The 12,445-nt window shown below is 40.8% G+C and carries 14 protein-coding genes; 7 read left to right on the forward strand and 7 right to left on the reverse strand.

From position 1 onward, the window contains the following. A partial coding sequence (tnpA, locus tag L2703_RS18000; protein ID WP_248972407.1) for an IS66 family insertion sequence element accessory protein TnpA occupies positions 1–250 on the reverse strand: 250 nt, incomplete at its 3' end. 170 nt (positions 251–420) lie between these two features. On the opposite strand from tnpA, the gene L2703_RS18005 reads away from it, so the two are divergent. Continuing rightward, positions 421–1,191 (forward strand): ankyrin repeat domain-containing protein, encoded by a 771-nt coding sequence (locus tag L2703_RS18005; RefSeq protein WP_248972408.1) that lies wholly within the window; start codon positions 421–423, stop codon positions 1,189–1,191. Positions 1,192–1,275: 84 nt separating this feature from the next. On the opposite strand, the gene L2703_RS18010 is transcribed toward L2703_RS18005, so the two are convergent. Beyond that, positions 1,276–1,473 (reverse strand): AlpA family transcriptional regulator, encoded by a 198-nt coding sequence (locus tag L2703_RS18010; RefSeq protein ID WP_248972409.1) that lies wholly within the window; start codon positions 1,471–1,473, stop codon positions 1,276–1,278. A 137-nt stretch (positions 1,474–1,610) separates the two neighbouring features. On the opposite strand from L2703_RS18010, the gene radC reads away from it, so the two are divergent. The 4 genes from radC (at position 1,611) to L2703_RS18030 (ending at position 4,279) form a co-directional block, all read left to right on the forward strand. Further along, positions 1,611–2,087, forward strand: a complete 477-nt coding sequence (radC, locus tag L2703_RS18015; RefSeq protein ID WP_248972410.1) for a RadC family protein — start codon at positions 1,611–1,613, stop codon at positions 2,085–2,087. A gap of 176 nt (positions 2,088–2,263) precedes the next feature. After that, positions 2,264–2,677 carry a DUF2787 domain-containing protein gene (locus tag L2703_RS18020; protein WP_248972411.1) on the forward strand — a complete coding sequence of 138 codons (414 nt, stop codon included), beginning with the start codon at positions 2,264–2,266 and terminating at the stop codon, positions 2,675–2,677. A gap of 132 nt (positions 2,678–2,809) precedes the next feature. Further along, positions 2,810–3,370, forward strand: coding sequence for a tyrosine-type recombinase/integrase (locus L2703_RS18025; RefSeq protein ID WP_248972412.1), 561 nt, complete (start codon positions 2,810–2,812; stop codon positions 3,368–3,370). Positions 3,371–3,553: 183 nt separating this feature from the next. Next, entirely contained in the window at positions 3,554–4,279 is a 726-nt protein-coding gene (locus tag L2703_RS18030) for a lecithin retinol acyltransferase family protein (RefSeq protein ID WP_248972413.1), read from the forward strand. A gap of 117 nt (positions 4,280–4,396) precedes the next feature. Here L2703_RS18030 and L2703_RS18035 read toward each other — a convergent pair whose 3' ends face one another. Continuing rightward, positions 4,397–5,065 (reverse strand): inovirus Gp2 family protein, encoded by a 669-nt coding sequence (locus L2703_RS18035; RefSeq protein WP_248972414.1) that lies wholly within the window; start codon positions 5,063–5,065, stop codon positions 4,397–4,399. Positions 5,066–5,701: 636 nt separating this feature from the next. Between L2703_RS18035 and L2703_RS18040 the strand changes: the two genes are divergently transcribed. Continuing rightward, the gene (locus L2703_RS18040) at positions 5,702–6,604 is read left to right on the forward strand and encodes a hypothetical protein (protein WP_248972415.1); all 903 of its coding nucleotides are present in this window, start codon (positions 5,702–5,704) and stop codon (positions 6,602–6,604) included. 248 nt (positions 6,605–6,852) lie between these two features. Here L2703_RS18040 and L2703_RS18045 read toward each other — a convergent pair whose 3' ends face one another. Genes L2703_RS18045 through L2703_RS18060 form a run of 4 tightly spaced genes read right to left on the reverse strand, consistent with a single transcriptional unit; the run spans position 6,853 to position 10,634 of the window. Further along, positions 6,853–7,971: a hypothetical protein gene (locus L2703_RS18045; RefSeq protein ID WP_248972416.1), complete on the reverse strand. Its 1,119-nt coding sequence runs from the start codon at positions 7,969–7,971 to the stop codon at positions 6,853–6,855. A 10-nt stretch (positions 7,972–7,981) separates the two neighbouring features. After that, on the reverse strand, positions 7,982–8,986 hold the full coding sequence (locus L2703_RS18050) for a YecA family protein (RefSeq protein ID WP_248972417.1): 1,005 nt from the start codon (positions 8,984–8,986) through the stop codon (positions 7,982–7,984). A gap of 18 nt (positions 8,987–9,004) precedes the next feature. After that, positions 9,005–10,354 (reverse strand): type II toxin-antitoxin system HipA family toxin, encoded by a 1,350-nt coding sequence (locus L2703_RS18055; RefSeq protein ID WP_248972418.1) that lies wholly within the window; start codon positions 10,352–10,354, stop codon positions 9,005–9,007. Beyond that, positions 10,344–10,634, reverse strand: coding sequence for a helix-turn-helix domain-containing protein (locus L2703_RS18060; protein ID WP_248972419.1), 291 nt, complete (start codon positions 10,632–10,634; stop codon positions 10,344–10,346). The genes L2703_RS18055 and L2703_RS18060 overlap by 11 nt, the downstream gene beginning before the upstream one ends. Before the next feature lie 514 nt (positions 10,635–11,148). Between L2703_RS18060 and L2703_RS18065 the strand changes: the two genes are divergently transcribed. Then, positions 11,149–12,333, forward strand: coding sequence for a winged helix-turn-helix domain-containing protein (locus L2703_RS18065; protein WP_248972420.1), 1,185 nt, complete (start codon positions 11,149–11,151; stop codon positions 12,331–12,333). The last annotated feature ends 112 nt before the right edge of the window (positions 12,334–12,445 follow it).

Below are 12,445 nucleotides of genomic sequence, written 5' to 3' on the forward strand. Positions count from 1 at the left end.
AATACTGACTTAACTCAATTTCGCTCAATGCTGCTGTTTCTAAAACAACTGAAAACTTTTGCTCTGGTGACCAATCATCAGAACGATTACTATCTGCCAAACCCGCACCTGTTTTTAAATACTTATTTTGCCAAGAATACAAAGTCGATAAGTTGATACTTTCTCGCTTTGCGAATTGACTTAATGATAAGCCACTTTCAAGGAGCTTTCTAATGACAGCTTGCTTGTGCTCTTCTGGATAATGCTTCACTCATAACTAACTTACCGCTCCCTGTTTTATTTTTATGAAAAACTGAGGCGACAACTATCCTGACACAGGGGGGGTTCATTGATACTGAAAAATATGAAGTATGTGAAAAACTACTGGCTAAAGGCGCTAGCGTCAATGTTTCATCAGAAAGTGGTGACACTCCTATTCTTATGGCATTAGAAGCATTAAATGTGACTGAACTACCTTATCGATCATTGGATGAACGGTATTTCTGGTTAATAAGCAGTTATCCACATCTTCCAAGTACAATTAATGGGCGTACTCAAAAAAAGCGACTATTACCCATTATTTCAGCTGTTGAATCAGGAAGATTGGATGTTGTAGAAAAAGTTTTAGATCTAGGGGCTGACCCTAACGGGCGGGGTGAAACCGATGAACAAACGCCGCTTAATGTATGTATGAAGCTCATAGCTATTCTAAAAGACACTGCTAGAGCAAGGCAAGCCCAAGAATCTATGCCTATAACTGATGAAGTATTGGATTCAATTAGAAGGCTATCCGCTGGTATGACAGGGGTAAACCTCGAAGATCAAGCTTTACATTTAGAGAAATCAAAAAAAGATGCAAGGTTTAGACGGATTGAAAAGATGTGCATGGATATACTTTATCAGCGAATAACCGAAAAAATGGATATTAAAACTATGCGTGAAATAGCAAAATTACTCATAAATTCAGGGGCTGATGTTAATGCTGAACACACAAGTCCAATCAAAGGATATACACCATTGATGCTTGCAGCTGAGAATGATGAGGGCGATCTTTTCAACCTAATGCTCATTCATGGAGGAAATCCGACGAAAGAATATATTGATATTATTTCAAACCGAAAGGTTTCATGCCTTGAAATTGCTGATAGTTTTGATTCAAAAAATGTAGGAAGGATACTTTCAGATATTTCCTCGTACTTATCTACTCATTAACATTCTAATTTAGCTATTTGCATGACTTAAAAATATATTCTTCGGGGGTCGATAAAGACCCTCAAACAATAATGACGACTAGAATTAGGCAATCTCATTCTGTAAATCCCGCTCTTCTACCCTTTCCATTATCCAATCTTGTACTTCACTATCTACCCAGGCTACCGCTCTTAAACCAAGGCTTACCGGTTTTGGGAATGTTTTATCTGCAATGTAGTTATAAATAGTCGAACGCCCTAGCCCAGTGCAATCCATCACTTCTTTCAGTTTAATTAGTCTCATTGTGAATTCCTCATATTTGATTCACAACATGGGGAACTCTGGTAAATTTTAACTTTGCAGATCATCGTTCTCGAGCGGATTTCAGGTATATATCACCTATGTGCATAAGCAAACCAACTAACCAAAAGGAACTCGTTATGCACAAACAACCAAATACTGATTCGAGTACAACTTGGCAATTAACCGCATCTGAAATACTCGCTCGTGCCGCCAACATCATTGCTGAGAAGCTAATCCATCAAGACGTATACACTAACCCCCAGGTCACTAAAGACTTCCTTACCTACAAGTTAGGTGGCTATGAACGCGAAGTCTTTGGCGTAATGATGCTAAACAACCAACATCAATTGATTGAGTTTCGTGAACTGTTCTTTGGCACCATTGATTCAGCAAGTGTGTATCCAAGGGAAGTGGTAAAGGCGGTACTTGAAGTGAATGCCGCTGCAGTGATCTTTTCACATAACCATCCGTCGGGTGAGTCTGAGCCATCAGAAGCTGATAAACGGATTACGCAAAAGTTAAAAGATGCATTGGGATTAATTGATGTAAGGGTGTTAGACCACATCATAGTGGGTAAATCCCCGGTGTCATTCGCTGAACGAGGATTGCTTTAACCAGTATAAGTAATCAGCGCCAGACATTCGTACAACGTCAAGACAGCACTTAGTTATTCCGTTCATAGATTCATCTTTAATCACACAATTCAACAAGCCACCAGCAAAAAAGGGATTAAGAGCAGTTGCTCTTAATCCCTTTCTGTTGTGTGTTTATTAAATAAGGACGCCTTAGCATGACCATTTCAATTGATACTAACCAAGAACCAGCAATGCCTCAGCCTTTCTACCATTTATTGATTCAAGAGCTGGAGGACGTTAGCCCTAAAGAAGCGAACGCAATCACATTGTATTTTCGAGACCCAGATTACTCGCCTGAACAAGGTGGCTTCCATCCGGTAGAGGTAAGACTAGAGAAACAGCTGAATCAATGGCGATTAGTTTATGTCACTGATTTTGCATTTCATGGTTTCCCATATCCAGAATTAATCAAAGACATTGATATCTGTTTTAACAGTAAACAAGTCTACAGCTCGATTGGCGGTTGGATAAACCATGATGAAGCTAAAGAGCTGATTGAATTATTCAGTGATAATTTTACGAGTTACCACCACATGGATGTTTACCAGGTACAGGTTAATCTGGGTTAAAACGCGATTTTAATCCAAGTTCCCATATTGGTAAAACGGGAACTTGGAAACCCAGCAATATCAAGGGGTGTAAGCAATATTACCTTTTGAAGTACTCAAATCGTCTTTATAGCTCAAATAAGGAACTTGAACATGGCGGAAGTACAAGCAATCAAAAAGCATGAAACCATTCAACTCATTGGCCATTTATTGGAAATGCGTTGCAGCAAGCAGATGGCAGATATTTGGAATATCGGTTTAAACCTTGCGTTACGAATTTCTGATTTATTGACTATCCAATTTGATGATATCCAAGATGATAGATTGGTTATTAAAGAAATGAAGACCGGTAAATTAGCTAGCATTAAGCTTAATCAAAAAGCGCTATCACACATTCAACACATCAAAGATGAGTATCCTCATCACATTTATTTGTTTCAATCATTCCGCAATCAGCAAGCTAAGAACATCAAACCTAGACCGTTAACCAGACGAGCTGTGACAAAAGCTTTTGCATTAATTGGTGAAGAACTAAAGCTAGCACTTGGCACACACTCCATGAGAAAGACCAGGGGCTATCATCTTTATCAAAACACTAAAGACATTGGCCGTGTGATGAAGATGCTCAGACATAGCTCTGAAGGTGTAACGCTTCGTTATATCGGCATTACCCAGGATGATGTTGATAAAGACTTTGTTGAACTGGAAATTTAACTATTTGTTATCGCATCCACACTAACCTCGAACAAATCCATACCACTGCCAAAAGACCTTAATGCGAATAGCTCTGGCTCACGCTACTGAAGCTAGATATCAACGCAGTCGTTGATTCATGACTTCAGTGGTAATGCATACAGTTTCGCTGTTAGCCCGTTAAACTTTGGCCAAGGAAAACATATGAACTCTTTTAAATCTGGCGATCATCTCGTAACCAATCTAGATGATCTTGGTATCACTAAACATCATGGACTCTATATTGGAAATAGTACCATTATTCATCTATCCAAGAGCGGCACCATAGAAGAGATAGACCTTTGGTCCTTCTCTAATGGGAATACTATCTGGGTGAAGAAATCGACTTATTTTCCTGACTTAGCAATTGAATATGCGCGCAGTAGACTAGGAAGCACTTCATATAATCTAGTTATTAATAATTGTGAGCAATTCGTCAATGAATGCTTAGATGAACAAAGAACATCTAATCAAGTAAGCAACATTTCACATATCGCCATTCAAACGGCTGCAAGGTCTGGATTACTAGGCCAAGCTGTATCAAAGGTGGCTACGGGTTCACTGGCAAACGTCACTTTAGCCTCAACAGCCGCTAAAGTGACTGGTGAATACTTAGGTCTACCCGATAACGTCAATACGGTATTGGGTACGCCTGGTGATTTTGTGGGTAAGCCACTGGAATGTATGTTCACAGGTACAGCTAAAACACTTGAGGATAGTTATGATTATTTAACGAAAGGCGAGATATCGAATGCTGGTATTAAGCTCGTTACAGGGGCTATTGAAACTGGTACTACTGCACTGATATTTACTCCTGTTGTTGTGACTGTAACGGGCGTCAAAGCAGGTGCTGAATTGATATCTGACGCTTGGGACTGGCTATGGGATTAATGTCTATATAACATTAAGAGAGAAAGTGGATATAAGGCCACTTTCTCTCTATTTGGTTTCTTTTACTTCTGACTCAATAACTTGAAATATTGAGCTCTGTACTCAGTTACCAATGCCTTATATACGACTATAACCAAATGAACGAGTCCTATCACCATAATGCTTAGTCTCTAACTTGGCAAAATAACTCAATCGATAAAAGGCGGCATTAAATATCAGCGGGTAATCCGGTGCATTCTTATTAATATAGTAAACGGGTTTATCCCTGGGGAAGTGTACTAAACCTCTGGCACTGTATGCATCTAGACCTAACGCACTGGCCCAGGCTTCAACTATCTTGGTACTCAAGTTTTGCCCACTATGATTGAAATCACCTAAATGATTATAAGCATCGTTATTAAGCAAGATAGCCACATGGTAATGGTCCGTATCAGCATCAGCTCGCTCCCTTGCCCAAATATGACGCAGAGTACAACGATGCACCCGCTTACCCTCACGTTGCTTGATAAGCCTATCATGTTGGATTTTAGCGTTCAGAGATTTAAAGAACTTGCTGATCACTGTTGAATCATAAACCGTTGGTGAGTCGTGAAAAATAAGCTGTGGTAGATGCAAATCAAACCGCACCATAAAAGTACGAGAGTTATCATTCTGAGCAGTCTGTAAGGTCTGTAGAATAACGCTTAAGTATTCAGCGCTTAGTGGCTTTGGATAAACATTGAGGCTTTGATATTGACCATTATTGATGACACTAAGGTTAGTGTTAGAAATGTGACGTGTTTGCATGTTGAAATTCCATATAGGTTATTGATTCATAACTTATATGGTTCGAGTATTTTTCAACTTGCTCGGCCTCTTTACATATTCTTCAGAACGTACGGTCTAGAACACTATCTAACTAGATAAGACAATAGTATTAACAAACCGACAAACCTAGTCCCTGAAACACAAGGCATGCTTTGTGTTTCAGCATTCAAGACAAGGGAGCTATGGGGTTACGTTACTCGACAATTAAACTAAGAAAGAATTATACGATATCTAGTCGACACGGGTACTTTTACTCGAATTAGAAAATGAAATATCAGATCTCAAGTTACTTTATTGAAAACGAATTCGCATCTAGCATAATTCAAAAAATAATTGATGTGGAACTAACAACACAATATTATAAATTAAAAAAACTTAGCACCCACCACCTTCCCCATTACCATCAAGAAGACTTAAACTCCCATAAACACTAGCTTAAACCATAATAATACAACCTAAAAATCCAATGAAAACCCAACAAAAATCCAACAAAAACTCAATAAAAATCAAATTAAAAACCATTAAAAACTCATCTAAAATATAGTTAAAATTTACTTTAAAACTTATAAAATAAATCTATAATTAAGGTACCTTTCGCTTATGGTTACAATTTAAATGTCTATAGACAATTTTGAGTTTAAAAAGAAATTAGAAGATTTGAATGATCTCGATTTGCATTTTTTATACACGAGACTACTCCAATACCATTGGCTTGTTTTGCGGGGAAATCAAACCAGTATTACGTCAAACGAAGAAAAGATTAGTAGAATTTTAAATCACCAAAATTATGCTTATCGTAAACGGTTAAATTTTGAAGTCTCAGTTGATGAAATACTAAGCCAGCGAGTTAGCTCAAAAATACCCAAAGAAAATTTAGATTGGATTGATCCAAGTAACTATAGGCAGTGTATTTTTGTCTGGATAGCCATTCGTAATATTTTTACCCCATCCATAGGTGGTCTGTTCAAGTATATAAGTGATTATGAAGATCACCTTATGACATTAGAGCCTTCAACCGCTTCTAAATGTTATAATCTTGCCCTTAACTTTATGTATATTTGGAGTTTAAATTTAGATTATAAACTTCAAAAAATAGTCGAATTAGAGAGACATTGGCAGCAAAACGTGGCGTTTAAGCACAAAATGCTTAAATTTATCGAGAAAGGTAATGATGAAACGAGTACTTGGCTCATTTCTTACCTTTCTTGTAGGTACCAAAGTTTCCCTAAAGTTCATTTATTCTTTAATACCTTTAAGGAAAAAAAGTCATTAACGTTAGCTTTAATTGATAGTTGGTTTATTCCAGATGCAGAAAAAACTATTGCCTTAGATAAAGCATATACCGCGGCACATGGTAAAAAATTTAATGGAAAGCCCAAAAATCTTAAAGGGGCTAATTTTTGGCTTGGTGCTGAACAAGTACGGATGCTTTCTGAAATAGCAAAGAAGAAAAAACTATCAGAAAAAGATCTATTAAACTCGTTAATTAACGACACATATTTACATTTACTTAAATAGCGTCTGCTACCAGGAAATGGTGGGTATATCGGTGGGTACAAATGAGCATTACCTTAAAGAACGGCTATAACTAACTGTTATAATTGTACTTATATTTTTTAAATACATTCAGATCCAAAACGTTGAATAGTTTTTTACCCGTCCAAGAATGTCTGAAAAGCCCTATTATTTGCTTGTAAATACAGGGCTTTTTATATATTCCCTTCAAATTACTCTGCTAACACCATCTGACCATTACACGGCAATGTTTATAACAAATCACTCAGTCGATTTAACAGTGCTTTACGGCTATTATTCGCCACAACAAAGCGCTTAAAGCGTTGTGCAAACTCCGCTTCATCCGCTTTGAACTGATAGGCCTCAAACAGCTGATGCAGATAGCGTGATGCCGTATCGTAACCACTGGCACAGGTTCGCTCTGCTTGTTTTTGTGCTTGTAGCCAAAAGCGCTCACGTTGATTGTAGATATCCGTCAACATCCTCTCTTTTTCTGCTTTTTCTAACGCCAGCTTTTTAGCGAGCGCATCAGCTTGCTCTTGCTGTAAAAGACTCTGAGCTTGATCAATGTAAGGAGAAATCATGTCAGAAGTTAACCAATATTGATAAGTTTCGCTCTTATTAAGCGATTCTTTTCTCGTCATTGCTAAGGCTTGTTGGCGAGTTAGCTGGCCTTGCTCAAAAAGCGTGCTTAACAGTGCATTTTTCTCTGATTCTGTAAGACTATGCAACCAAGTATCAAACTGAAACAGAGTCTGTTTAGCTTGATGACTTGGATGCTCCTTCAATACCATGGCAAGAGCTTTAACCCAAGCCAATGGAATATCATAAAGGGTAGTAAAAGCCTTTGCTTCTTCATTGAGGTGTTCAAAATCGAATTGAATTAAAGGGATCTCCTCAAGTTCCTCATCGACATCAAACTCTTTGAGCCACATGAAGTATACAAGGCGCCAATCCCCTTCCATTAACCCGTTGCGTAAAGCAGCTAAATGCTGAAAAAAGTCTTCAGCATGCTCATCGTCAAAATATTCGTAATACTCCTCAAGGGAAAAAATCAGCAACTGATACTCATCGTTTTCGTGTACATGAAGCCCACCACTTGAAAAACCAAGCAACGCATCAGGAAGCGTTCCCAATGGAAGCTTGATGTACGCATCGATTGAGCCCCAATCGGCAAAGTAAAAACCGATATCGAAATATTTTAACATCAGCTCAAAAGGCTCTGCCTTTAGATCACTATAGGTGTAATACACCTGAAAGGTCGTAGCGCTGATCTCGGCACGGCTTGAAATGGCTCGGAGTGCTTGTCGCGCTTTAGCGTCTAAATACCCATCCAGACGCTCAAATTTATAGTATTGATATTCGCTCACGATGACCTTGTTATATCTTTATTGTGAATTGAAAAGTTTGTTTTAATAAAGGCAGTACCTGTACAGTCCTACCAATAGATTCCGTGTTTAAAAAACGTCTTGGGTCAATGGTCACAAATCCCCAAAACTGTAGAAATCGCCTAATAAACCGTGATTCGATGAGCCTGTTTAAGTTTCTTTCTGGCGAGAAGTAATCATCTGCGGGGAATGCTTGTAGTAAGTCGGGGAAAGCCGTCATCACTTCTTCTACCAGCTGATCCACTTTGTTGTGGCTTTGAATGCGCCACAGCATAAACAGCCAAAAAGCTCGCAAGTCGACATCAAACTCAAAACTGTCCAAATAGCCCCAGTTATATTTACTGATGGCAGCTTCTAGCATAGGTTTGAAAAATGCCTGTATACCTAAAGCCTGGTACTGTTTTTGTGCTGATTTTTTCACATGGTAGCGACCGCTGCGCCGATAAATAATGCCACTTAGTTCGGCAAGTACTCGGGTGTAATGCAAGGCATTGAATTTGTCTTCGTTACTGCCCGCAAACTCGCTGATGCTTATATCACGTTCGAATTGAGCAACGGCAAACTCAGGCAATAACTCACTGGCCTGTTTGACCAACTTAGCCGGTAGGTTGCCTTTGCTCGTCGCGTTGAAGGAGCCTTCTTGCGCCATAGCCTCATCAACAATGAGGGCTAGATAACGCATCACAGGGCTGGAAGAAAGAAAATCGGGTGTGCTGATGCTCACCCACTGTAATTCATCAAAAGGCGCATAAAGCCAATTAGCCATTTGCGTTGGCGTCACACCACAAAAATCGGGATGAGGCTGATTATTGCGTTCCTGAACGTTGTGTTGTAAAGCAGCGTTGAGTTCATCAAGGCTCAATTTGGGGTTCATTGCCAACATGGCTTCAACATCATCAAAGACTTGGGCATGTTGCTTGGCGACGCTGTTCATACAGCAACGTTTAAATTTTTTACCACTGCCACAATGGCAAGGATCGTTACGACCGAGCTTCATTGTTGTCCCTTCTTATTGTTATTGAAAAAGCGCTGCATTTTCCTGCTTGCGCTGATCTAATGTTTTAGCAATGGCAGATATTGTGGTTTTGCTAACCCCTCGCTGCTTTGCAAGATAAGTAAACTGGCTGATGGCTTCTGCAACTTCTTCAATGACTTGCTTTGCCTCATGCCAATTCCCATAGCCTGCACTGGTCGCTAGTTTTTGCATCACCTTAAGCGGTGGCGCTTTGCCATAACCGCCGAACGCAGTGGCGTGTTCGTTGAATGGATGTGGGCTGTAAGTTACATCGTAAAAAGGTGCAGGATCCCATTGACCGTCATCCGCTTGCAAAAACGCCCAGTTTTTACTGTGGTCGTCTTGGTTAGACGACAGCAGGTTAAAAATGGCGCGGCGAAATTGCAATTGTCCAGCCGCCGGAGATTTACACAACTGACGGCTGGCTTTGATCAAGTCAATATAATCTAAACTTGGCGTTCGAAAGTCTGCATCCAGCAGCCCGCAGGCGCTGTGCATATGCAAGCGACCTAAACTGCGTTTACTGACTAAATCGGTATGCTCACTGATATAATCAAATCGCTTGAGCGCCAGCCATGCACGCGCACCGCTTGCATGAGGCGCTTCAATGAGTTGCCATAGCGGTGGTCGACACTTAGCAAGTTCTGCCATTTGTAAATAGACCGCCTCGCACAAACCTTCTTCATGCCCAAGCGCGAGATTTTTAGAAGTAAATTTAATCAGCCATGCTTCATCACAAGGCTTTGCAAAGGTTCGACAATGCCGAGCTTCTCCAGCGGGCATATAAATCTGTGCCTTTGGTCTTGCCCCACCCGAACTACCACCAGCGACTAATGCGGCCAACACATGTTGAGTATGCCCATCTAAATCCTCGTGGTTGTTATCCATATTATCTGACATAGAAGAATCAAACAGAATTTGCGCTTCTAAGCCCAATGTTGCTAAATCAATGTCAGCGTGCGGCGTGGCTGAAAACTCAGACACCGGAGAAAAAGACAATGCTCCCATGCCTTTATCACCGACAAAAGCCAGCCGGTCCATCGCTGTTAATTGATTAGGCAGGACGCCCTTTTGCCTAAAAATACGATCTTGTAACAGCAAGCCCCAGCCATCAGGCAAACAATCTCCAAATACGCCATGTACACCTTGGTGCGGCGCTTTAGGAGCGACTTGAACTTGCGCGTTCGCATGCAAGGTAAAAGGTGATAAGTTGCCAAACTGCTGCAAGTAACTATCTGCATACTGGAAAAACACGCCTTGCCGATTCTGCGCCAAAACCCCTACAGCAACCTGCTCACCTGAACTTAACGTACGAGTTACGCTGAGCTTCTGAATGGGTTTAAAACTCATCTTTTAGCACCTCATCAATACTAGCGGGCATAGTGGCGCGCTTTTTGTTAGGTTGTGTGAGTTGATAGAGCCTATCTAGCGAGTCAAGTGTCTGCCAAAGTAACAGCAATTGGCGAAATGATATTTGCCCGGTCAGCTCAAATTTTTTAATGGTGGCCGCAGGTACACAGCTTCGCTCAGCAAGCGCTGCTCGTGACAACTTTGCTTGGTGGCGTAACTCGCGCAAATAAGCCGCATAGGCTTGGCTTACATCGGTATCATCAAGTAAGGTAAAATTCATCCGCAAAGGCCAAGTGGATACAGTTATATCCATTATAGCGAAATAAAACAAAAAATGGACATTATTGTATCCATAAGTGAGTGGGTTTTGAAAAATATACTCGATATAGCCTTTCAAAACGGCTATTTTTAAACCTTAACAGCAGCATAAAAACGGCACTTTTTTCCCGTAATCATAGACAAGAAGCACCACTAAGATTTAGTAAAAGCCACAGGGAAGTGGTGGGCACCTTAGTGGGGAATAAGCATTTTTTGAACGATTTTTTTCGATAACTTATTGAGCTTTTTAGGGTCCAGGCCGCTACTCAATGAGCAACCCCCAAACGTGGAGTAGGCTTAACGCTCACGCATAAACACATTAAGCCCAGCGGTTGTTGGGCTTAATTATTGAGGGTTCATTCTGGCTTTTTTATCTAATTCTGAATATCTTAGGCGAGACGCACACTCGCATCAAAACTCGGTGAGCATGGCCTATCATTGCATAACTCGCTTACCACACTCCACAAGGGCTCTTAATGACCAACCCGTACTCAACCGCGCAATGGTTACAGCTCAGTATGCAGCAGCAAGGTTTGTTGCAGCCTTTAGGGTCATTGCCAGCGCTATTGCAGCAATTAAGTTATGTGCAAATAGACTCTATTAATGTGGTTGAACGCGCGCATCATCATGTACTGCATAGCCGGTTGCCACACTACGCCACCAGCATGTTAGATGAGGCGATGAGTGATAACACCATTTTTGAATATTGGTCCCATGCGGCGGCATACCTGCCCATTGAAGACTATCGATTTAGCTTATATCGCAAGCAACAACTGCAACAAGGCGACAAACATTGGTTTGAGCCTGAACACAAAGTGATGCGCGAAGTAAAAGCTCGCATCACAGCAGAAGGCCCATTAAAAGCTAGCCAATTTAAGCACGACGCCGACAATAAAAATGGCACCTGGTGGGATTGGAAACCCGCCAAAAAAGCGCTTGAGCAACTCTTTATGCAAGGCGAGTTGATGGTGGCTAAGCGTGACAAGTTTCAAAAGGTGTATGACTTAACCGAGCGCGTTTTACCAAACCATATAGATACCACAGTGCCCTGCGACAGCGAGTTTGCTCAGCATTTAATTACTCGTTATTTGGTGGCGCATGGCTTTGGCAATTTGCAGCAGATTCAGTACCTGCGTAAAGGCCTTAAACCTATTTTGACGCAAACATTGGCACAACTGTGCGAGCAAGGCGACATTGCCCGTTTTACCGAGCCACACTCCAAACAAGTTTATTTTTATCTACCCAAACTCACCCTCCCCAGCACCATACCCAATAAAGTCTGGTTACTAAATCCGTTTGATAATTTAGTGATTCAGCGGCAAAAGCTTAAACAATGGTTTGGGTTTGATTATCAAATCGAGGTGTATGTGCCTGAGGCTAAACGCCAATACGGTTATTATGCTTTGCCTATTTTATGGCGCGATCGCTTTGTTGGCCGGGTGGATGTAAAAGCCGACCGTCAAAACCAATGTTTGTTACTGCAACAACTCCATGTTGAGGCCGATGCATTTAGTGCAGAAGCATTAAGCACAGACGCTTTTGTACCCGCGCTTATCGATGCCATTGATCGTTACAGCAAGTTCAATAACTGCCAGCATTGGCGACTTATTGCGTGTAACGACAAAACCATAGGTAAGATGTTGCTCAGCGCCTGCCAATAATTAACCCTGAATGTTTAAACACACCCTTCCCCTGACTGACAAGATCTGCGCAGCATTGAGTATGTAACCTTGTTCACGTTTTACACATTTTTCAACTTGCTAATTCAATAGC

Source organism: Shewanella basaltis, from assembly GCF_023283885.1.
Classification (GTDB): Bacteria; Pseudomonadota; Gammaproteobacteria; order Enterobacterales; family Shewanellaceae; genus Shewanella; species Shewanella basaltis.